Source organism: Allobosea sp. 2RAB26 (assembly GCF_052115465.1).
Lineage (GTDB): Bacteria > Pseudomonadota > Alphaproteobacteria > Rhizobiales > Beijerinckiaceae > Allobosea.
This window is the reverse complement of record NZ_JBFRGS010000003.1, coordinates 27,319-47,881: the sequence shown is the minus strand read 5'-3', so window position 1 is coordinate 47,881 and position 20,563 is coordinate 27,319. Positions and strand designations below refer to the sequence as shown.

Annotated in this window: 21 protein-coding genes; 12 read left to right on the top strand and 9 right to left on the bottom strand. The window is 67.7% G+C overall.

All coding sequences use genetic code 11. From position 1 onward, the window contains the following. Positions 1 to 51 precede the first annotated feature (51 nt). Genes AB4118_RS05930 through lpxK form a run of 4 tightly spaced genes read left to right on the top strand, consistent with a single transcriptional unit; the run spans position 52 to position 3,418 of the window. On the top strand, positions 52 to 294 hold the full coding sequence (locus tag AB4118_RS05930) for a DUF4170 domain-containing protein (RefSeq protein WP_441488885.1): 243 nt from the start codon (positions 52 to 54) through the stop codon (positions 292 to 294). A gap of 39 nt (positions 295 to 333) precedes the next feature. Continuing rightward, complete coding sequence (locus tag AB4118_RS05925; protein WP_441488884.1) at positions 334 to 1,065, top strand: lysophospholipid acyltransferase family protein; 732 nt, start codon at positions 334 to 336, stop codon at positions 1,063 to 1,065. Further along, positions 1,062 to 2,366: a 3-deoxy-D-manno-octulosonic acid transferase gene (locus AB4118_RS05920; RefSeq protein ID WP_441488883.1), complete on the top strand. Its 1,305-nt coding sequence runs from the start codon at positions 1,062 to 1,064 to the stop codon at positions 2,364 to 2,366. The genes AB4118_RS05925 and AB4118_RS05920 overlap by 4 nt, the downstream gene beginning before the upstream one ends. Then, the gene (gene lpxK / locus AB4118_RS05915; protein ID WP_441488882.1) at positions 2,366 to 3,418 is read left to right on the top strand and encodes a tetraacyldisaccharide 4'-kinase; all 1,053 of its coding nucleotides are present in this window, start codon (positions 2,366 to 2,368) and stop codon (positions 3,416 to 3,418) included. The genes AB4118_RS05920 and lpxK overlap by 1 nt, the downstream gene beginning before the upstream one ends. On the opposite strand, the gene AB4118_RS05910 is transcribed toward lpxK, so the two are convergent. Continuing rightward, positions 3,364 to 3,585, bottom strand: a complete 222-nt coding sequence (locus AB4118_RS05910; RefSeq protein ID WP_113518934.1) for a DUF2093 domain-containing protein — start codon at positions 3,583 to 3,585, stop codon at positions 3,364 to 3,366. The genes lpxK and AB4118_RS05910 overlap by 55 nt on opposite strands. A gap of 99 nt (positions 3,586 to 3,684) precedes the next feature. Between AB4118_RS05910 and AB4118_RS05905 the strand changes: the two genes are divergently transcribed. Beyond that, positions 3,685 to 4,506 (top strand): dienelactone hydrolase family protein, encoded by an 822-nt coding sequence (locus tag AB4118_RS05905; protein WP_441488881.1) that lies wholly within the window; start codon positions 3,685 to 3,687, stop codon positions 4,504 to 4,506. A gap of 21 nt (positions 4,507 to 4,527) precedes the next feature. Here AB4118_RS05905 and xseA read toward each other — a convergent pair whose 3' ends face one another. Beyond that, entirely contained in the window at positions 4,528 to 6,057 is a 1,530-nt protein-coding gene (xseA, locus tag AB4118_RS05900) for an exodeoxyribonuclease VII large subunit (RefSeq protein WP_441488880.1), read from the bottom strand. A 92-nt stretch (positions 6,058 to 6,149) separates the two neighbouring features. Between xseA and purD the strand changes: the two genes are divergently transcribed. The 3 genes from purD to AB4118_RS05885 all read left to right on the top strand — a co-directional run bounded on the left by purD (position 6,150) and on the right by AB4118_RS05885 (position 9,318). Continuing rightward, complete coding sequence (gene purD, locus AB4118_RS05895; protein ID WP_441488879.1) at positions 6,150 to 7,430, top strand: phosphoribosylamine--glycine ligase; 1,281 nt, start codon at positions 6,150 to 6,152, stop codon at positions 7,428 to 7,430. A gap of 76 nt (positions 7,431 to 7,506) precedes the next feature. After that, positions 7,507 to 8,421: an alpha/beta fold hydrolase gene (locus tag AB4118_RS05890; protein ID WP_441488878.1), complete on the top strand. Its 915-nt coding sequence runs from the start codon at positions 7,507 to 7,509 to the stop codon at positions 8,419 to 8,421. Positions 8,422 to 8,448: 27 nt separating this feature from the next. Then, positions 8,449 to 9,318, top strand: a complete 870-nt coding sequence (locus AB4118_RS05885) for a patatin-like phospholipase family protein (protein WP_441488877.1) — start codon at positions 8,449 to 8,451, stop codon at positions 9,316 to 9,318. Here the strand turns inward: AB4118_RS05885 and AB4118_RS05880 are convergent. Then, the gene (locus tag AB4118_RS05880) at positions 9,281 to 10,024 is read right to left on the bottom strand and encodes an ArsR/SmtB family transcription factor (protein WP_441488876.1); all 744 of its coding nucleotides are present in this window, start codon (positions 10,022 to 10,024) and stop codon (positions 9,281 to 9,283) included. The genes AB4118_RS05885 and AB4118_RS05880 overlap by 38 nt on opposite strands. Positions 10,025 to 10,130: 106 nt before the next feature. Between AB4118_RS05880 and AB4118_RS05875 the strand changes: the two genes are divergently transcribed. Further along, positions 10,131 to 10,874, top strand: coding sequence for a sulfite exporter TauE/SafE family protein (locus AB4118_RS05875; protein WP_441488875.1), 744 nt, complete (start codon positions 10,131 to 10,133; stop codon positions 10,872 to 10,874). 51 nt (positions 10,875 to 10,925) lie between these two features. On the opposite strand, the gene AB4118_RS05870 is transcribed toward AB4118_RS05875, so the two are convergent. Both AB4118_RS05870 and AB4118_RS05865 read right to left on the bottom strand, forming a co-directional pair. Beyond that, positions 10,926 to 12,080 (bottom strand): oxidoreductase, encoded by a 1,155-nt coding sequence (locus AB4118_RS05870; protein ID WP_441488874.1) that lies wholly within the window; start codon positions 12,078 to 12,080, stop codon positions 10,926 to 10,928. A 1-nt stretch (position 12,081) separates the two neighbouring features. Beyond that, positions 12,082 to 12,477 (bottom strand): RidA family protein, encoded by a 396-nt coding sequence (locus AB4118_RS05865; RefSeq protein WP_441488873.1) that lies wholly within the window; start codon positions 12,475 to 12,477, stop codon positions 12,082 to 12,084. A gap of 195 nt (positions 12,478 to 12,672) precedes the next feature. On the opposite strand from AB4118_RS05865, the gene gcvA reads away from it, so the two are divergent. Then, positions 12,673 to 13,551, top strand: a complete 879-nt coding sequence (gcvA, locus tag AB4118_RS05860; RefSeq protein WP_441488872.1) for a transcriptional regulator GcvA — start codon at positions 12,673 to 12,675, stop codon at positions 13,549 to 13,551. Position 13,552: 1 nt separating this feature from the next. Here the strand turns inward: gcvA and AB4118_RS05855 are convergent, their stop codons facing one another. After that, positions 13,553 to 13,780: a DUF4287 domain-containing protein gene (locus AB4118_RS05855; RefSeq protein ID WP_441488871.1), complete on the bottom strand. Its 228-nt coding sequence runs from the start codon at positions 13,778 to 13,780 to the stop codon at positions 13,553 to 13,555. 92 nt (positions 13,781 to 13,872) lie between these two features. Beyond that, positions 13,873 to 14,301, bottom strand: coding sequence for a nucleoside deaminase (locus AB4118_RS05850; RefSeq protein ID WP_441489224.1), 429 nt, complete (start codon positions 14,299 to 14,301; stop codon positions 13,873 to 13,875). Positions 14,302 to 14,404: 103 nt separating this feature from the next. Here AB4118_RS05850 and AB4118_RS05845 point away from each other — a divergent pair, with 103 nt between their 5' ends. Both AB4118_RS05845 and AB4118_RS05840 read left to right on the top strand, forming a co-directional pair. Continuing rightward, positions 14,405 to 16,768 (top strand): pseudouridine synthase, encoded by a 2,364-nt coding sequence (locus AB4118_RS05845; protein ID WP_441488870.1) that lies wholly within the window; start codon positions 14,405 to 14,407, stop codon positions 16,766 to 16,768. A 12-nt stretch (positions 16,769 to 16,780) separates the two neighbouring features. Further along, positions 16,781 to 17,341, top strand: a complete 561-nt coding sequence (locus AB4118_RS05840; protein WP_441488869.1) for an RsmD family RNA methyltransferase — start codon at positions 16,781 to 16,783, stop codon at positions 17,339 to 17,341. A 5-nt stretch (positions 17,342 to 17,346) separates the two neighbouring features. On the opposite strand, the gene mutL is transcribed toward AB4118_RS05840, so the two are convergent. Together mutL and AB4118_RS05830 are read right to left on the bottom strand one after the other, a co-directional pair. Further along, positions 17,347 to 19,152 carry a DNA mismatch repair endonuclease MutL gene (gene mutL, locus AB4118_RS05835; protein WP_441488868.1) on the bottom strand — a complete coding sequence of 602 codons (1,806 nt, stop codon included), beginning with the start codon at positions 19,150 to 19,152 and terminating at the stop codon, positions 17,347 to 17,349. Between the two features lie 43 nt (positions 19,153 to 19,195). Then, positions 19,196 to 20,518, bottom strand: coding sequence for a glucose-6-phosphate isomerase (locus AB4118_RS05830; protein WP_441488867.1), 1,323 nt, complete (start codon positions 20,516 to 20,518; stop codon positions 19,196 to 19,198). Positions 20,519 to 20,563 lie beyond the last annotated feature (45 nt).

Genomic DNA, 20,563 nt, shown 5'->3' with positions numbered 1-20,563 from the left:
GGATAGCTTATCTGGTGCCGCGGCAGAGCCTCATTCCCGCTGGAGAGACCAATGAACGCGGACACCGACCAGAAGCAGCTTCTTCATCTCGTCTTCGGCGGCGAGCTGAGCTCCCTTGACGGCATCACCTTCAAGGACCTGTCGAAGCTCGACATCGTCGGCATCTACCCGAACTATGCGAGCGCCCATGCGGCCTGGAAGGCCAAGGCACAGGCGACCGTCGACCAGGCCCAGATGCGCTACTTCGTCGTGCACCTGCATCGCCTGCTCGATCCCGAAACCGCGAAGTCCTGAGCTGCGGGACAGGCATTCAGCGGTTCGGAAGCGGAGTTCATGGGCTTTTCCATCCTCAAGACGCGTGTGGCGCAAGAGACGCTCGGCCGGCTGCTGGCCGGCTATCTCAAACTCGTCCGCCGCACCAGCCGAACCGTTGTCGAACCGGCCGACATCTATGATCATATCCGGCCGGAGCTGCCGCTGATCATCGCGATGTGGCACGGCCAGCACATCATGATCCCCTTCGCACGGCCGGATTGGATGCCCGCCTGCTCGCTGGTTTCCCGCCACGGCGATGGCGGATTCAACGCCGTGGCGCTGCGCGAACTCGGCATCGGCGCCATTCGCGGCTCAGGGGCGCTCGGCCGCAAGGTCCGCGAGAAGGGTGGTGCGAGCGCGTTCCTTGCCATGGTTCGACGCCTGGCCGCCGGCGACACCATGGTGCTCACGGCCGACATTCCCAAGCGCGCCCGCGTCGCGGGGCCCGGCATCATCGCGCTGGCCAAGGCATCGGGTCGCCCGGTCCATCCCGTTGCCGTGGTGACGAGCCGGCGCGTCGACTTCAACAGCTGGGACCGCGCCTCGATCGGCCTGCCCTTCGGCCGCTGCGCGATCGTGGTCGGCGATCCGATCCGGATCGCGCGCGATGCCGACGAGGCCACGAGCGAAGCCGCCCGTCTCGCGCTCCAGGCCGGGCTCGACGCGGTCCATGCCCGCGCCTATGAGCTGGTCGGTTCCCGCGACCCCGGCGCGGGGCTCCGCGCTGCAACAGGAGCCAAAGCGGCATGAGCGGCAAGGGCCCCTTCCTCAGAGCCTACCGCATGGCGACTGCGCTGTTCGAGCCGGCCGCTGCAGGCCTGCTGGTCTGGCGCCGTCGCCGCGGCAAGGAAGATCCGACACGCTTCGCCGAGCGCCGCGGCTATCCCGGCGTCCAACGGCCCGACCAGACGCTGATCTGGCTGCATGGCGCCAGCGTCGGCGAGACGGTGACGCTGCTCCCCCTGATCGAGCGCCTGCAGCGGCGCGGGCTGGCCGTTCTCGTGACCTCCGGCACCGTGACCTCGGCGCGCCTGCTTGCAGCGCGTTTGCCAGCCGGCGCCATCCACCAGTACCTGCCGCTTGACGTGCCGCGCTACATGCGCCGCTTCCTGGACTATTGGCAGCCGGCCATGGGCCTGATCTGCGAATCCGAAATCTGGCCCAATATGGTGATCGAGGCACGCAAGCGGGATATTCCGCTCGTGCTGGTCAATGCCCGGATGTCGGAGCGCTCCTTCAAGCGCTGGTACAGGGCGCCCAGAACCTCACGCTACCTGCTCTCCAGCTTCGATTCCTGCCTTGCCCAGTCGCAGGGCGACGGTGAGCGTCTTGCCCAGCTCGGCGCGCCACGTGTTAGCATCGCCGGCAATCTGAAATTCGATGTCGCGGCTCCCCCGGCCGACCCGAACACGCTCGCGATTCTCGATGGGCTGACGGCCGGCCGGCCGATCTGGATCGCCGCCAGCACGCATCCGGGCGAGGAGGAGCAGATCCTGTCGGCCCATCTCGGCATCAAGCCGCATGTGCCGAAGCTACTCACGATCATCGCTCCGCGGCACCCTCAGCGCGGCCAGGAGATCGAGGATCTCGCCCGGGCCAACGGTGTCGCCGTCGCGCGGCGCGCGGCTGGAGAGATGCCGGACCCCGATATCGAGCTCTACATCGCCGACACGGTCAACGAGCTCGGCCTTTTCTATCGGCTCTCGCAAGTGGCCTTCCTTGGCGGTTCGCTCGTGCCGATGATCGGCGGACATAATCCGATCGAGCCCGCCAAGCTCGGCTGCGCCCTGGTGCACGGGCCGTATGTCCACAACAACGCCGAGATCTTCGCCGCTTTCGATCAAGGCGGCGGTGCGCGTGAAGTTCCCGACGTGCAGGCGCTCGCAGGCGCGGTGCATCGCTGGCTCAGCGACCCGGCAGCCGCACGGCAGGCAGCGCGCGCGGCGGGGCAAACCAGCAAACAGCTCGGCGGCGCACTGAGCCGCACGGAACAGGCCATCGAACCGCTCTTGATGCGCGTCGCTCTGGGCCAGCGCGAGATCGACAGCTGATGCGCGCACCGGCGTTCTGGTGGCAGAATCGGCCGAGCCTTCTTGCCCGGCTGCTGCAACCGATCGGCTCTCTCTACGGCGCGCTTACCGCGCGCCGCATGCGCCAGACCGGTACCGATGCAGGCATCCCGGTGATCTGCGTCGGGAATTTCATCGCTGGCGGCGCCGGCAAGACGCCGACGGCGATCGCCCTCGCCGCGCTTGCGACCGCCCGCGGAGAAACGCCCTTCGTCCTGATGCGGGGCTATGGCGGACGGCTCGCCGGGCCTGTCGAAGTGGACAGGCGTCACCATGATGCCAACGGCGTCGGGGATGAGGCCGTGCTGATGGCCTCTGCCGCCCGCACCGTGGTAGCCCGCGATCGGCCGGCCGGAGCTGCCTTCGCGAAAGCGTTCGGCGCAAGCCTGATCATCATGGATGACGGGCTGCAGAACCCCTCGCTCACCAAACAGCTGCGGTTGGCCGTCGTCGATGGCGCGAGCGGGATCGGCAACGGTCTATGCCTGCCAGCCGGCCCGTTGCGGGCGCCGCTGGCTGAGCAGTTGGCGATGACCGATGCGATCCTGGTGATCGGCCCGGGCGAGGCGGGGGCCAGGGTCGCCGCCGCGGCCCAGGAGGCCGGCAAGCCGGTTCTGCGCGGGCGGCTTGCGCTGTCGGCCGGGATTGCCGACAGACTTCGTGGTCAGGCCGTCCTGGCCGTCTCAGGGATCGGGCGGCCGGAGAAATTCAGCGCGACCCTGCGCGAGGCCGGCGCCGAGATTCGCGCCGAACATGCCTTCGGCGATCACCACGCCTACACGGCCGAGGACGTGGCCAAGATCATCCGCGAGGCAGGGGCGCAGGATTGCCTGGTGGCGACCACCGAAAAGGACATGACAAAGCTCGCCGCACTCTGGCCGTTTGCGGAGCAGCACCGCCTGCTGGCGGTCCCGGTCTCGCTCGTCTTCGATGAACCGATCGAGATCACCCACCTGCTCGATGGCGTGAAGGCGGGCTCTCAGGCACGCCCGGCGCGGCGCAGCCGCAACAGCACCGCCTCCGGAGAGACATAGGCTTCCTGCCACTCGACCGACCAGTAACGCAGATCGTCGAGCTTGATCGGGGCGCCGGTCACGGCGCAGCGCACGAAGGCGCCGGGGCGCACCACGCGGAATTCGCCGTGACCATAGTCGACGGCAGCTTCGGGTCCCGGCACGGGAGGACGCTCGCTGATGTTCATCTGTAAGATCGAAAACCGTTGCTCAGGGAATGAATTATCCGATAACTCGGAGCTGTGATAGCGTTCCTGCCGATGATGTCCAGTCTCGTCCGACACGTCATGGCCCTTACAGGCCTCGCGCTGCTTTGGTGCGCGCCCGCGTTTGCGGGCGGCTATGAGCGCGTTCGTATCCCGGTCGAGGAAGGACAGCTGGACGGTGTGCTGTACCGCCCGAACGGTCCAGGGCCATTCCCGGCCGTGGTCGCCCTGCATGGTTGCGGCGGCCTGTGGCGCGACAATGGCAAATTGTCCGCCCGGCATTCGGACTGGGGCGAGCGGCTGGCTGCCGCTGGCTACGTCGTGCTGATGCCGGACAGCTACGGCTCGCGCAGGCTCGGTTCACAATGCGGCGTCAAGGAACTGACGGTTCGGGCGAGCCGTGAGCGCGTCGCCGACGCGGCAGCATCACGGCAATGGCTGCAGGCTCGCGATGATGTGCGCGACAAGGAAATCTCCCTGCTCGGCTGGTCCGGTGGCGGCTCCACCGTCCTGACCGCGATCCGCAAGGACAGGCGCCCGGCCGACGGCCAACCCGATTTCGCACGCGCCATCGCCTTCTATCCGGGCTGCCGCTTCCAATCGGAGTCCGCGAGCTTTTCGGCCAGGCTGCCGACCCTCATCCTGATGGGTGATGCGGACGACTGGACGCCGCCAGCGCCCTGCGACCATCTCGCCAAAGCGGCACGGGCGCGCGGCGAAGCCATCGAACTCGTGCTTTATCCCGGCGCGCTGCATGATTTCGATCACCCTCGCCTCGAGGTGAAGGAGCGCAGCGACGTGGCCTATTCCGCGACCGGAACCGGCAAGGTCACGGTGGGGACACATCCTGAAGCCCGCGATGACGCGATCAAACGCGTCAAGAGCTTCCTGATGGGGCGTTGAGCGACCCCGTACCGCGCTCAGCTAGAAGAGGTCGCCCTGCCCGCTGCGCGGAACGTCCCGGCGCGGCGCACGAGCCGGCCGTGGCGACAGCCCTTCCCCGCCCGCGGTGACGGTGACATCGAAGCTGCCGTCGCTGACCTGAACGCTGAGCGCCAGGCCGGGCTTTGCCTGCTCCACGCCGCGAATGAGCGCTCCCGAACGATCGCGCACCAGCGCATAGCCACGCGCCAGGACAGCCTGGGGGCCGAGCGAGCGGACCAGGCTCCAGGCCGATTCAAGCCTGTCGCGACGGCGCCCCAGACCTTGGACAAAGGCGCGGTTCGCCCTCAGCGACAGCTCGTCGGTGCGCTCATGTGCCCGTTGGAGGCGCAGCCGTTCCGCCCTCAGCAAGGCGTCACGCCCGGCCCGCAAGCGGCTTGAGAGCCCATCAAGCCTTGCCACATAGGTCGCGAGCCGGACCGACGGAGATTGCCGCACGAGCCTCTGCGACAAAGCTGCAAGCCGTTGCTCGTAAGCCCGCGCGTTGCGCGCCAATGCCGGTGCAAGACGCGCCGCGGCCAGATCGAGCCGCTGCCGCGGGCCGGAAAGGACAGCCTCCGGCCCCGGCAAGGCCCGCGCAAGCGCACGCAGATCGCTGCGACGGCGATCCGAGAGACGGCGCATCGCCCCCGCCTGCCGACGGGAGAGATCGGCGATCAGCGCCATCAGATCGGCGCGGACCGGCACGACCTTCTCGGCGGCGCCGGTCGGAGTCGGCGCACGCAGGTCGGCGGCGTGGTCGATCAGGGTCCAGTCGGTTTCGTGGCCGACTGCCGAGACGAGCGGGATCAGCGAGGCGGCAGCGGCGCGCACCACGACCTCCTCGTTGAAGCCCATCAGATCCTCGAGCGAACCGCCACCGCGCGCGACGATGATCACGTCGGGGCGCGGGATTCGTCCGCCTTCCGGCAATGCGTTGAAACCGGCAATGGCGGCCGCCACCTCGGCCGCACTGGTCTCGCCCTGGACGCGGACCGGCCAGACCAGGACATGGCGAGGAAAGCGGTCCTCGAGACGGTGCAGGATGTCGCGGATGACAGCACCGGTCGGCGAGGTCACCACGCCGACGACGCGCGGCAGATAGGGAATGAGCTGCTTGCGCCCCTCGTCGAACAGGCCTTCGGCAGCGAGCCTCTTGCGACGCTCCTCAAGCCACGCCATCAGCGCGCCGACACCGGCCGGCTCGAGCGAATCGATGACGATCTGGTAGCTCGATTTGCCGGGGAAGGTCGTGATCTTGCCGGTGGCGATGACCTCCAGCCCTTCCTGAGGCCGTGTCTTCAACCGCCCGAAGACGCCCTTCCAGATCACCGCGTCGATCTTGGCGTTCTGGTCCTTGAGCGAGAAATAGACATGGCCCGAGGCGACCGGGCCGCGATAGCCCGAAATCTCGCCACGCACCCTGACAAAGCCGAAGGCGTCCTCCAGCGTGCGTTTGAGCGCACCAGACAGGTCGGAAACCGACCATTCCGGCGCATTGGAGGGCTTGGTGTCGGGCGATTCGATATCCATTGCGCGACCATAACGGTCGCAGCGACGGAGCAGAAGCGTTGCCCCGCGCCGCTGCGAAGGCTATTGCGCGCGGAGCAAGCGGAGACGGCGCGATGAACATCCTTCTGATCGGTTCCGGCGGACGCGAACATGCGCTCGCCTGGGCGATATCCGGCTCGCCGCTCTGCGACCGGCTCCTTGTCGCGCCCGGCAATCCTGGCACCGCGCGATGCGGCGAGAACGTCGCGCTCGACATCGCCGATCACGCCGCAGTCGTCGCCTACTGCAAGCGGGAGAAGGTCGACTTCGTCGTGGTCGGGCCGGAAGGGCCGCTCGTCGCCGGCATCGCCGATGATCTCGTCGCGGCCGGCATCAAGACCTTCGGCCCCTCGAAGACGGCAGCCCAGCTCGAGGGCTCGAAAGGCTTCACCAAGGAACTCTGTGCCGAGTTCAACATCCCGACGGCCGCCTTCGGACGCTTCGGAGATGCAGCATCGGCCAAGGCCTATGTCAGGGCTCAGGGCGCGCCGATCGTGATCAAGGCCGACGGACTCGCCGCCGGCAAGGGCGTGGTGATGGCACAGACCCTCGACGAGGCCGATGTCGCCATCGAGATGATGTTCTCGGGCGGCTTCGGCGCAGCAGGCGCCGAGGTGGTGATCGAGGAATGGATGATCGGCGAGGAGGCGAGTTTCTTCGCACTCTGCGACGGCAGCCATGCCCTGCCGCTTGCCTCGGCCCAGGACCATAAGCGCGTCGGCGACGGCGATACCGGCCCGAATACCGGCGGCATGGGCGCCTATTCGCCCGCCCCGGTGATGACCAAGGCCCTGGAAGACCGGGTCATGGCGGAGATCATCGCACCAACGCTCGCCGGAATGCAGAAGCGCGGCGCGCCATTCAAGGGCGTGCTTTTCGCCGGATTGATGATCACGGCGCAGGGGCCGAAGCTGATCGAGTACAATGTCCGCTTCGGCGACCCGGAATGCGAGGTGCTGATGCCGCGCCTGAAGAGCGATATCGTGCCGGCCTTCCTCGCCGCCTGCGACGGTGTGCTCAGCTCGTTCGACCTGCGCTGGCTGGACGAAGCCGCGCTGACCGTCGTTCTGGCGGCGCGGGGTTATCCCGCCACGCCCGAGAAGGGCAGCATCATTCGCGGCATCGAGAAGACCGAGGCTATGGACAATGTCCTCGTCTTCCATGCCGGGACGAAGCAGTCCGGGACCGACATCGTTGCCGATGGTGGTCGCGTGCTCAATGTCGTCGGCCTCGGCAAGACTGTCAGCGAGGCCCAGCAACGCGCCTATGCCGCCGTCGACGCGATCGACTGGCCGGAGGGGTTCTGCCGCCGCGACATCGGATGGCAGGCGGTCAAACGGGAGCAGGAAGGCTGAACATCCGCGCTCGTCGAGGGTTAGGATTTCAGCCAGACTGATATCAGGCCAGCGGTTACGCCAGGAGCGCTCCTCCATGAGCAATCTCGATTCACTCTTTCCCGGCTTCACGGCCCATTGGGTCGACGGGCCTGTCGGCAAGATCTTTGCGCGCTCCGGCGGTGAAGGGCCGCCGCTCGTGCTCATCCACGGTTTCCCGCAGACCCACGCCGAATGGCACAAGATCGCGCCCGAACTGGCGAAGACCCATCGCGTCGTCTGCTTGGACCTGCGCGGCTATGGCTGGTCGGCGGCTCCCCATGGCGATGGCGGCAAGGAGACCTACACCAAGCGCGCCATGGGCGAGGACGTCGTCGCCGTCATGGAAGCGCTCGGCCATATCCGCTTTGCCGTGATCGGCCATGACCGCGGCGCGCGTGTCGCCTATCGCCTCGCCCTCGACCATCCCGGCAGGGTCGAGCGGCTCGCCGTGCTCGACATCCTGCCGACGCTCTCGATGTGGGACGGCATGGACGCCGCCCGCGCCATGCAGGTTTATCACTGGACCTTCCTGGCCCAGCCCGAACCCGTGCCGGAAAACCTGATCAAGGCCAATCCCCAGGCCTGGCTCGATCATACGATCGCGAGCTGGACACGGGCCAAGGCGCTCGACGTATTCAACCCGCTCGCGCTCCGATCCTATGGGGAATCATTCGACGACCCGCATCGCATCCATGCGGCCTGCGAGGACTATCGCGCCGGCGCCACCACGGATCTCGCCCAGGACAGGGCCGATCTCGCGGCGGGAAAGACCATCCTCTGCCCGGTGCTGGCACTCTGGGGCGAAGCCGGAATACCGGCCAAGGGCGAAAGCCCGCTCGCGATCTGGCGCTCGACCTTCGCGCCCAAGGCCGAGGGGAAAGCGATCGTCAGCGGCCATTTCCTGCCGGAGGAAAACCCTGCAGCAACGCTGGAGGCCTTGAAGCCGTTCCTTGCTGGCTCGGTTGCCTGAGCAGGGTTCAGGCCGCAGCATCGCACCATGCCAAGCTCCACGACGCCTGCCGAGCAACGATCCGACAGCGCCGAGCCCAGGCTCGCGCTCGTGCTTGGGGCCGGAGGGGCACGGGGCCTGAGCCATATCGCGGTACTGGAGGCGCTGGACGAACTCGGCGTGAGGCCCGGCCTCATCGTCGGTTGCTCGGTCGGGGCGATCATCGGCGCGGCCTATGCGGCCGGCCTCTCTGGCAGCGAGCTGCGGGAGCATGTGTCACTGACATTCCGTGACCGGGCCAAGGTGATCGCGCGGCTGCTCGACGCCCGCGTCGGCAAATTCACCGATCTCATGCGCGGGCTCGGCAATCCCGTGCTGATCGACGGCGAGCGGCTGCTCGACCTGTTCTGGCCGCAAGCCGTGCCCGACCGGTTCGAGGAGCTCAGATTTCCCTTCGCCGCGATTGCGACCGACTACCATCTCCATGCAGAGGTCTCGTTGACGAGCGGGCCGCTGACGCCGGCCGTCGCCGCCTCGCTGGCTATTCCGGGTCTCGTACGCCCGGTGGTGCTCGGCGGCCGTGTGCTGATCGATGGCGGAGCGATCAACCCCCTGCCCTATGACAGGTTGCTGGCGCCGGGGCGCATCGTCATGGCGGTCGACACCAGCGCACCGGCAACGATCAGCGACACGCGCGTGCCTGAGCCGCTCGAAGCGATGGTCGGCGTATCGCAGATCCTGACGCGCACCATCGTGCAGCGCATGATCGAGCGCCACCCGCCAGATATCCTGATCAGGGCCGGCATCGACGGCTATGGCGGGCTCGACTTCTTCCGAGCGCAAGCCATCCTCGACGCCTCCGAGCCGCTCAAGGACGAGGTCAAGCGAAGGCTGTCTCAGGCACTCCGGCAGGGCTGAGCGCGTCCGGTTCGTCGCAGCGAAAACCCGGCAATACCGAGATCAACGCGTCACGCCCCTCATCGGTCAGGATCACGGCACGACTGTCCTTCTTGCGCAGGACCCAGCCCGTCTCGAAGCAGCGGCATGCGAGGGCTGCGGCTAGGCTTCCCGCCAAATGCGGACGGCGCTCGCTCCAGTCGAGGCATGGGCGCAACGACGCGCGCCGGCTCCTGGCCGCCTGAGCGATGTCGATGCCGAGCGCCGCGAAAACGCCTTCCCCCGACGTCGCCAGGCCGTAGCCGCCATCGGCAACCGTCAGGTGCCCGCCCGCGACCAGCGCATCATGCAGGCCGATGCCGAGGCGCCCGGCGAAATGATCGTAGCAGGTGCGGGCCCGGCTGAGGTCGGCGCCGACCCGGGACGGCAAGCGGCGACTGGAGGGCTGGCTTCCGGCGAGGACCATCAGCCCTTCGAGCGCCGTCGCGACCTCAGGCCCGGCGAGCCTGTAATAGCGGTGGCGCCCCTGGACGGCGACCGCGAGCAGGCCGCCCGCCATCAGGCGGGCGAGATGGCCGCTCGCCGTCTGCGGCGCGACGCCGGCAATATAGGCGAGTTCCTTGGCGGTCAGCGCGCGCCCGTCCATCAGGGCGTGCAGCATGTTGGCGCGGGCTGGATCCCCCATCAGATAGGCGATCTCGGCGAGATAGGGGCCATGCGTGCTCATGCAGCCATCTTGCTCCCTTGCTCAGCCGAGGCAACCTGGAACAGTACGGTCCCCACCGTAGCGTTCGGGCGCGACAGTCCGCATCGACACTGCCACAAACAGCCTCATGGAAAACGCAGATCTCATCCTCTTCATCGCCGCCACCTTTCTTCTGGCCGGCTTCGTCAAGGGCGTCATAGGGCTCGGCCTCCCGACCATCGCAGTCGGCATCCTCGGCGTGGTGATGGCACCGGCGCAGGCCGCGGCGTTGCTCGTCGTGCCCAATATCGTCACCAACAGCTGGCAGGTCGCAACCGGCCCGGGGCTGAAGGCGATCATGATCAGGCTCTGGCCGATGCTTGCCGGCATCTGCGCGGGGACATGGGCGGGCGCCGGGTTGCTGCAACAGAGCAAGGGCGGCTCGGCCACCTTCTGGCTCGGCTGTGCGCTGGTGCTCTATGCACTGGTCGGGCTGAAGGCGGCGAAGCTGCGCGTCCCTTCCAGTGCTGAGGGTTGGCTCGGCCCCGTCATCGGCATCACGACGGGCATCGCCACCGCTGCGACCGGTGTCTTCGTATTGCCGGCCGTGCCCTATCTGCAGGCGCTCGGCCTGGACAAGGACGAGCTGGTGCAGGCGCTGGGCGTCTCCTTCATCATTTCGACGCTGGCCTTGTCGGTCGGCCTGATCGGAGCAGGCGCCCTGGATGTCGGCGTGGCGCAATCCTCGCTGCTGGCGCTGCTGCCTGCGCTTGCCGGCATGTCGGTCGGCCAGGCGATCCGCACGCGCATCTCCGCGGCCACCTTCAAGCTCAGCTTCTTCGCGGGGCTGCTGATGCTGGGATGCTATCTGGTGATCAGGACGCTCGCCTGAACGTCCTGCCAGCACCTTGGGGGTACGGCGCCAATTCGTTTGGGCGCGCCCTCAGCTTGCAATGTCGAGCAGCGCTGAACGGCGCCGTTCGGCGTTCGCCAGATCCGCGATCGGCGACAGGATGCATTTGTCGAACGGCTCCAGCGCCCGCCCCTCGCGGAAACGCGTCGGCCAGTCGGCATGGGTCAGCGCGCCACGCCCGAGCGACACGAAGTCCGCCTCGTCGCCCTCGATCATGGCCGCAGCGCGTTGCGGATCGTGCAGCGACCCATTCGCCAGAACCGGAAGCCGGGCATGCATCCGCGCCAAGGCCGCCAGACTTGGCCCGGTATCGCCGAAGGCCGGGCGCCACCCCTCGAATTCGGTCGTATGGATGTAGTCGAGGGGAAGCGTGCCCAATGCGCTGAACACCACCTCCGCTTCGCGGACACCTCCGACCCATTTGTGGAGGAAGTCATTCACCTTGGCCTGCGAGATTCGCATGCCGACGACATGATCCATTCCCACGGCCGAGCGAACGGCTTCGGCAACTTCGACGAGGAGCTGAAGGCGGCCCGCAATGCTCCCTCCATAGCGATCCTCGCGCCGATTGATGCCCTCGGTCAGGAACTGGTCGAGGAGGTAGCCGTTGGCTCCGTGGATCTCGACACCGTCGAAGCCAGCCTCCCTCGCGAGCGCGGCCGCGCTGGCAAAGCCTGCCACCGCTTCACCGAGATCCGCCTCCGACATCGCACGAGGAATACGGTAGGGGCCATTGCCGCGATAGAACGCCATTTGCTCGCCCTTGGGACGCAGGGCGGAAGGGCCGATGCTATGGTCCCGATGGATGTTGCCTTGCGCCAGGGCCCCAGCGTGCATCAACTGCGCAACGATCCGCCCGCCTGCTTCGTGAACAGTGCTGACGACCTGTCGCCACGCCTCGACCTGTTCGGCATCAGCGAGGCCGGGCTGGTACTGGTAGCCCTGTGAGAATGCCTTGTCGGTGTAGATGCCCTCCGTCACGATCAGGCCGAAGCCGCCTTCCGCGAATGAACGGTAATAGGCGGCCATACCTTCGGTGGCACGGCCATCGACGGTTGCGCTCACGCGCGTCATGGGCGCAACGACAAGCCGGTTGGATAGAGCGAGCCTGCCGATCCGGACGGGGGAGAAGAGACTCTCCTCCGCCCTCTGGCGAGGCAGGCCGGAAGCGGGGTTGCCAGTCATCTTACCGGCCCTCCCCTGGCACTGCCGCAATCGCCTCGATCTCGATCATCACCCTGGAATCGTAGAGGCCCTTGACCTCAGCGATCGTGTCGGCGGGATAAGGCGCGCTCCAGAACCTGCGGCGAAGCTCGACCACGTCCTTGAACTGAGCCTGCATGTCGGTGACGAAAATCGTCACCTTGACGACATCCTTCAGGCTGGCACCGCCCGCTTCGAGGGCACGCCGCAAATTGGAGAAGGCCTGCTCGCCCTGGGCTAGGAATCCGCCCTCCACGACCTTGCCCTCGTCATCATAGCCGGCCTGGCCCGATACGAAGAGAAGGTTGCCGACCTTGATGGCCTGCGACAACAGATACGGCTCGTAGGGGTCGGGCCGCGTGACAACTTGCTCGAACATCTTTTCATCTCATCTGTGAATGGACTGGCCGCGTCGCGAGATGAATTTCATTCATCCAATCGGTGTGCCCGTCCGGCGATGAGATGAATGTGTGCGTTCACGCCAAGGACAACAAACGCGAAATCCTCACTCGATAACTGAATCAAACTCACTCATAATCAGGCAAGTTGTGAGCTCAATCATTGGACCTCCGTGATGCGACGCCTGCCGCCCTTATCCTCGCTGCGGGCATTCGAAGCTGCGGCGCGTCATGGCAGCTTCAAACGAGCCGCCTCCGAGCTGCTGGTCACGGCCACTGCGGTCAGCCACCAGATCCGGACGCTCGAGGAGCACCTCGATGTGCGCCTGTTCGACCGCCAGACGCGGCGTGTCAGTCTGACCGAACAAGGCCGGGCGCTCTATCTCGTGCTGCGCGATGGCTTCGACGCCTTCGCCGCAGCGATCGAGCGCATTCGGTCAGAGCGGAAACGGCCGGTCATCACGATCTCGGCGACCGTAGCCTTCTCTGCGAAATGGCTGGTGCCGCGCGTCGCCGGCTTCCAGAAAGCCCACCCCGGCATCGATCTGCGGCTGCACGCATCAGACGATGTTGTCGATCTGCACTCGGGCCAGGTCGACCTGGCGATCCGATATGGCCATGGCAGCTATCCCAATCTCGACGCGCGCCAACTCATCGCAGACCGGTTCGCCCCGGTGGTCAATCCGGTGCTGGACGTCCACCAGCCCGCCGATCTCGCGAAGGTGCCGCTCATCCATTTCGAATGGCGCAGCGCAGATCCCGATCATCCGACCTGGCCGATCTGGTTCGAGCGGACAGATATGCGGCCCGATGCGAAATCGGCCTTGCGCTTCACCGATGAAAGCCAGGCGATCCAGGCTGCAGTCGCCGGCCAAGGAGCGGCGCTGCTCAGCCTGGCGCTCGTGAGGGAGGAACTCGATGCAGGCCGGCTCATCCAGCCATTCGGCCCAACGCTACAGGGACTGACGTATTCCGTGGTGACCCTGCCGAGCCGCTCCAAGGAGGCGCTTGTGCACGCGGTTCGCGACTGGCTGATTGCGGAAGCAGCGCGTTAGCTCAATCACCCGGCTTCTTCTTGCCCGTGAGCAGGGCATAGATCGCCATGGCGTGGCCATGGCCGAGATCGAAATCCGATTTCAGCCAATCCACGACCTGCCCTGCCTTGACGCCCGGCCTGAGCCTGCCCGCTTCCGAGAGGCCCTTCGCGTCGGCAAGCGCCTGCAGCTCCTCAGGCCCCTTGCCGGTTTTCTGCTTGATGGTGTCGAGATAGGCCTGAAAGGACATTGCGCCTCGCGATGTTCATCTGTCGGGAGCGGAACCGTAGCGACGCTGGATGCATCCGCAATCCCCAGGGCGGGACGGGCGCATAATCCCCCCTAACGCCGCGCCTTGAAGAACCCGCGCAACAGATCCGCCGCCTCGCTTTCAGCGATGCCGCCATAGACATCCGGCGCATGGTGGCATGTCGGGCTGGCATAAAGCCTGACACCGTTCTCGACCGCGCCTCCCTTGGGATCGGAGGCGCCGAAATAGAGTCGCCTGATCCGGGCGAAGGAGATCGCGGCAGCGCACATCGGGCAGGGTTCGAGCGTGACGTAGAGATCGCAGCCGATCAGCCGTTCGCTGCCGATTTCTTCGCAGGCGCGCCGCAAGGCCAGCATCTCGGCGTGTGCGGTCGGATCCTTCAGCTCGAGCGTGCGGTTGCCGGCACTGGCCAGGATGGTTCCGTCCCTGACGACCACGGCTCCGACCGGCACCTCGCCCCTGGCACCTGCCGCCCGGGCCTCCGCGAGGGCGAGATCCATCCCCTCCAGCTCGGCACGCTTCGATTGCAGCATGAAACCTCTGCTTTGGCGCTCGCGAGGCATGATACGCTCTGCTACAAGCGCCGGCTGTGCAGGAGCGATGATGAGCGACGACAACAACCAGAAAAGCCGTGGTCCACGCAAGGGCGGTGGAGCTGGCGGCAAAGGCGGCGGGTTTGGCGGAGGCGACGGCAAAGGCCGTGGCCCGTCACGCGGCCGCCCACCTTCGGGCGGAGATCGCCCGCCATTCCGTGGCCGTTCGGGCGATGACAGGCCGCGCCGCGATGCCGGGAGCGAGGGCGAACGCCCCGCCCGTCGCTTCGACAGGCCCGCAGGCCAGCGTGACGGCGCACCGCGCCCGCCGCGCGAGGGCGGCGAACGGCCGTTCCGCAGCAGGACCGAGGGCGAACGCGCTCCGTTTCGTGCGCGTTCGGGAGATGATCGCCCTTCGCACAGGACATCCGAAGGCGGCGAACGCCCCGCCCGGCGCTTCGACAAGCCGGCCGGCCGACGCGACGACGCCCCGCGCCCGCCGCGCGAGGGCGGCGAAAGACCGTTCCGCAGCAGGACCGAAGGCGAACGCGCCCCGTTTCGTGGTCGCTCGGGAGATGATCGCCCTTCACACAGGACATCCGAAGGCGGCGAACGCCCCGCCCGGCGCTTCGACAAGCCGGCTGGCCGACGCGACGACGCGCCGCGCCCACCGCGCGAGGGTGGTGAAAGGCCGTTCCGAGCCCGCTCCGAGGGCGAGCGCAGCACGAGCCGTCCGCCCCGCGAAGGTGCGGCCCCCCGCGGCAGGAGCTTCGGCGACCGGGATGCTGGCGCACCGCGCTTCGACAGGCCACGCGCCGAGCGGCACGACCGTCCGCGCGGCGACGACCGGGCTCATCGTCCGCGCCGCGAGGATGCCGAGCCCCAGGCACCGGGCGCAGTCCTCCTGCCCTCGATCGAGCCGGAGCGCATCGCCAAGGTGATGGCGCGCGCCGGCGTCGCCTCGCGCCGCGATTGCGAGGCGATGATCGCCGAAGGCCGCGTCAGCGTGAACGGCAAGGTGATCGAAAGCCCGGCACTCGATGTCGGACCGAGCGACGTGATCCTCGTCGATGGCGAGCCATTGCCGGCGCGCGAGCGCACTCGGCTCTGGCTCTATCACAAGCCGCGCGGGCTGGTGACGACGAACCATGATCCCGAAGGCCGCCCGACCGTATTCGAGGCCCTGCCCGAGGACCTGCCGCGCGTTCTCTCGATCGGCCGCCTCGACATCAACACCGAGGGGTTGCTGCTGCTGACCAATGACGGCGGACTGGCACGCGTGCTCGAGCTGCCGGAAACCGGCTGGCTCCGGCGCTATCGTGTGCGCGCCTTCGGCAGCATCACGCAGGACAAGCTCGACACACTGCGCGATGGCGTCACCATCGACGGCATCAGCTACGGGCCCGTCCTGGCACGTTTCGAACGCGAGCAGGGCTCGAACACCTGGCTCGTGGTCGACCTGAGAGAGGGCAAGAACCGCGAGGTCAAGACCGTCCTCGAGCATCTCGGCCTTGCCGTGAACCGGCTGATCCGGGTCTCCTTCGGGCCGTTCCAGCTCGGCGATCTGCCGGAGGGTGAGATCGACGAGATCCGCTCCCGCGTGATCAAGGACCAGCTCGGCGAAGAGCTAATGGCCAAGGCCGGCGTCGATTTCGAGGCACCGCGCCGCGATGAGCTGCCGGCGGCGCCCAAGCGCGCGCCTGCGGGCGAGGATCGCCCGCGCCGCCGCGAGGGTGGCGAGGAGCGTGGGGCGCGCGGCAGTGGACGTCCGGTTTCGCAGGACACCCGCAGCGAGAAGCCTTGGAAGCGCACCGTCTGGCGCGATGAGGAGGCCGAGCCGCAACGTGAGCGCCGCTCGGCCCCAAGGCGTGGCGCCGATCCGAAGGAGGCGCGGCAGGCCCGCGAGGCGACCGGCCAGATCGAACGCAAACGCGACAAGGCGATTGCCGATCCGAAGGGACGCCGCGTGCTGGTCGAGCGCGTCAGCGCGCCGGCACGAGAAGAAGCGCCCGCCCGCCCGGCTCGTGCCGAGCGTACCGGGCCGGGAGCCCGCGGAGCGCGCCCGCAGGAGCGCGGCGCGTCACCCCGCGGCCTTGGTGACCGGCCTCAGCGCCGTCCACGCGATGAGGGGGCCGGCGGACAGGATCGCAGCGACGAGCGTCCATGGCAGGAGCGCGCGCCACGCGGCGAACGCCCTGAGCGCGCCCTTCGTGAGGGACGCGAGCGACCCGCCCGACCTTTTGCCGAGCGTCAGGGCGATGACCGTCCGCGCGGTCGCAGCTTCGGCGACAGGCCAAGCGGCGGCAGACCGTCCGGCGACCGCCCGCACGGGCGCGGCGCTGGCGGCAAGCCCGGCGGCGGACGTCCCTTTGGCGGTAAGCCCGGCGGCAAGGGACCGCGGCCCGGTGGCGGCGGCCGCGGCAAGCGTGACTGAGAGTAGCGCCTGATGAGAATCGTCGGCGGCCGCTTCGGCGGCCGGCCCCTGGCCGGCCCCAAGCCGGGTATCGGCACGATCCGCCCGACCTCCGACCGGTTGCGCGAATCGCTCTTCAACGTGCTCGCCCATGCCTATGACGACGTGGTCGAGGGCGCGCGCGTGCTCGATCTCTTCGCCGGAACCGGCGCGATGGCGTTCGAAGCGCTCTCGCGCGGTGCCGGCTTTGCACTGCTGGTCGATGACGGCACCGAGGCACGCGGCCTGATCCGCGAGAACCAGATGACGCTCGGGCTCGCCGGCCTGAGCCGTATCTTCCGCCGCGATGCGACCAAGCTCGGCCCGATCGGGCCGATGGCGCCTTTCCAGCTCGTCTTTTGCGATCCGCCCTATCGCAAGAATCTTGGCGAGAAGGCGCTCATCTCGGCACGCGATGGCGGCTGGCTGGCCGCTGGTGCGCTGATCGTGCTTGAGGAAGCGGCGGGGGTCGAGATCGCCCTGCCCGGCGACTTCGAGGAGCTGGAGCGACGCGACTATGGTGAAACCCAGGTCTGGATCCTGCGGGCGCCCTGAGGGCTTCACCGCCGCCCGAACAGCTTCTCGATATCGTTCAGCTTGAGCTCGACATAGGTCGGGCGGCCATGGTTGCACTGGCCGGAATTGGGCGTGACTTCCATCTCGCGCAGGAGCGCATCCATCTCCTCGGGCCGCAGGCGCCGGCCGGCACGCACCGAGTTGTGGCAGGCCATCGTCGCCAGCACATGGTCGAGGCGCCGTTCGAGCGATCCTGAATCGCCATGCTCGGCGAGCGTATCGGCGACGTCGCGAACCAGCTTCTGCAGATTGCCGCCAGCCAACGCGCTCGGCGCCTCGCGCACCAGCACGGCACCGGATCCAAAGGATTCGATGGTCAGGCCGAGCGAAGCAAGGTCACCGGCGACAGCGATCAGGCGGTCGGCGTCGACCGGATCGAGCTCGACCACTTCCGGCAGCAACAGAGCCTGGCGGGCAATACCCGTCCTGGCCCTCTCGGCCTTCAGCCGTTCATAGACCAACCGCTCATGCGCCGCGTGCTGGTCGACGATGACCATGCCGTCACGTGTCTGGGCGAGGATATAGGTTTCATGGACCTGCGCCCGCGCGGCGCCAAGCGGGCGGTCGAGGGCATCCTGCGCCGGCTCGGCGACATGGGCTCGCGCATCGGCCGATGGCGTCACGAAACCCGTGAAATCGGCCTGCCGCGCCTCTCCGAACCCGGCCGATGGCGACGCCCAGGCAGGTGCGGACGGCAGCATTGGACGCTGCACTGACGGCTGCTGCCCGGCCCCAGAGAAGACCGCGCGGAAGGCTTCCAGCGTCCGGGCGCCACCTGTCGTCGTGGCGCGGTGCCCGGCCTCGGCCAAGGCGGCCTTCAGGCCGGATACCACGAGGCCGCGGACCAGGGCCGGATCGCGGAAGCGGACTTCGCTCTTGGCCGGATGGACGTTGACGTCGACGAAGCGCGGATCGCAGATCACATCGAGAAACAGCATCGGGTGCCGGTCGGAGGGCACCACATCGGCATAGGCGCCGCGCACCGCCGACAGCAGCAGCTTGTCTCGCACCGGCCGGCCATTGACCGCCAGATGCACGCCGGCCGAGGTCCCTCGATGGAAGGTGGGCAGCCCGGCGAAACCGGTGACCCGAATGCCCTCGCGCGCCACGTCGAGCCGCAGCGCATTCTCGGGAAAATCACGGCCGAGCGCCCGCGACAGCCGGCGCAGCAGCCCTTCCTCGCCGATCGCCTCAGCTGGCCAGTCGAAGCCGGTGACATGGTCACCTTCGAGGGAGAAGCGGATGGTCGGATGGGCGATGGCATGTCGCCGCAACATCTCGGAGACGGCCTGCGCCTCCGCCCGATCGCTCTTCAGGAACTTGAGGCGGGCCGGGGTGAAGATGAAGAGATCGCTGACCTCGATGCGCGTGCCGGGCGCAGCAGCGGCCGGACGAACCACGCCCTTCTCGCCAGCCTCGACGACGAGGCCGTGGCCCTGCGAAGCCTCGCGCCGGCGCGTGGTGATCGCAAGCCGCGCCACCGAGCCGATCGACGGCAGCGCCTCGCCGCGGAAACCGAGAGACTGGATCGCGAAGAGATCGCCATCCGGCAGCTTCGAGGTGGCGTGGCGCTCGACCGACAGCGCCAGATCCTCGGGCGACATGCCGGAGCCGTCATCGACGACGCGGATCAGCTCGCGGCCGCCGGCCGCAATGGTCACGGCGATCGCGCGCGCACCGGCATCGATGGCGTTCTCGACCAACTCCTTCACGGCAGCAGCCGGCCGTTCGATCACCTCGCCGGCGGCGATGCGATCGACCAGGATGGGATCGAGACGGCGAACGGTCATGCTGAGCCCGGCAAAAAGGGAGCGAGCGCGGAAACCCGAATCGTCAGCCGCGCCCTTCGGCAAGATAGCGCTTGGCGAGAAGTTTCGCCTCTTCGACCGCCGGCTGATCGAACGGATCGACGCCCATGGCGTAGCCCGTCAGGATCGTTTCCAGCATGAAGTGCATCAGGATCTCGCCATGCACCGTCTCGTCGACATGATCGACATGGAGGCGGCGCACCGCGCGGCCGTTCTTGGCGAAGGTATCGATCATGGCGACGCCCTGCGCCGCGACGAGATCGCCAATCGTCTTGCCGGCGAAACCGTCCTCGCCGATCTTCTTCGCCAGAGCAGCATCGATCCCCGGGCCCCTGCCCTTGGTGCTGAGGGTCAGAACGGTGAAGAACTTGTCCTTCGGCCCGGCGAGATAGAGCTGCTGCTGCGAATGCTGGTCGACGGGCCCGAGCGCCGCGACCGGCTGGGTGCCCTGTCCGTCCTTGCCGAGGCTCTCGGCCCAGAGCTGGACCCACCAGCGCGTCAACAGGGCGAGCTTGTCGGCATAGGGCATCAGCACTGCGATGCCCTTGCCAGAGCGCATGGCGGCGAGGTGCAGGGCCGCACCCAGCGCAGCCGGGACCTCGCGGACGCCCTTACCCGCCAGCAGGGGAGCAAGTGCCTTGGCCGCACCGTTGCGCAGGGCTTCGATATCGAGGCCGAGGATCGCGGCCGGCAGCAGACCGCAATTGGTCAGAACCGAGTAGCGCCCACCCACGCCGGTATGATGGTCGAGGAAGGGCGTACCGAACGGCTCCAGCAGGGCACGCAGCGGGTGCAGCTTGCCGGGCTTGGCCGGCTCGGAGAGCCCCTGGAAGTGCCGGCCAATCTCACCATCGGGGATACCGGCGGCGCGCAGCGCGGTGATCGCCGCGATGCTCTGCAGCAGGGTTTCTCCGGTGCCGCCTGATTTGGAGATGGCCACGAACCGGGTCGACTTGAGCGGCAGTTTCGTGAGCAGGGAGGCAAATGTCTCAGGATCGAGATTGTCGATGAAATGCACGCGCGGCGTGGGCGCGAAGCTCGACAGGCCGGCAATGCCGTAGCCGGCGAGCTGGGCCAGCGTCTGGCCACCGAGGCTGGAGCCGCCCGTGCCGAGGATCAGGATATCGGTCGCGCCTTCGCGCAGGCGCTTCGCGGCAGCATGGACCGGTGCCAGATCGGCCGTATCGGCCGGCAATCCCAGCAGGGGCAGCGACTTCGCGTCCGCCTCGCCCTTCAGCCGCGCCAGCGCGGGCGCGAGAGCGGCCTGTGCCTTCTCGAAGGCAGCATCGGGGATGCCCCCGGCGCCGACACCGGATTCGAGCGCGAGGTCGAAGCTTTGCTGCAGCATGGCCTGGTATCCGTATGGGGTCGGTGGAAATGCGGGTGGGCGGCG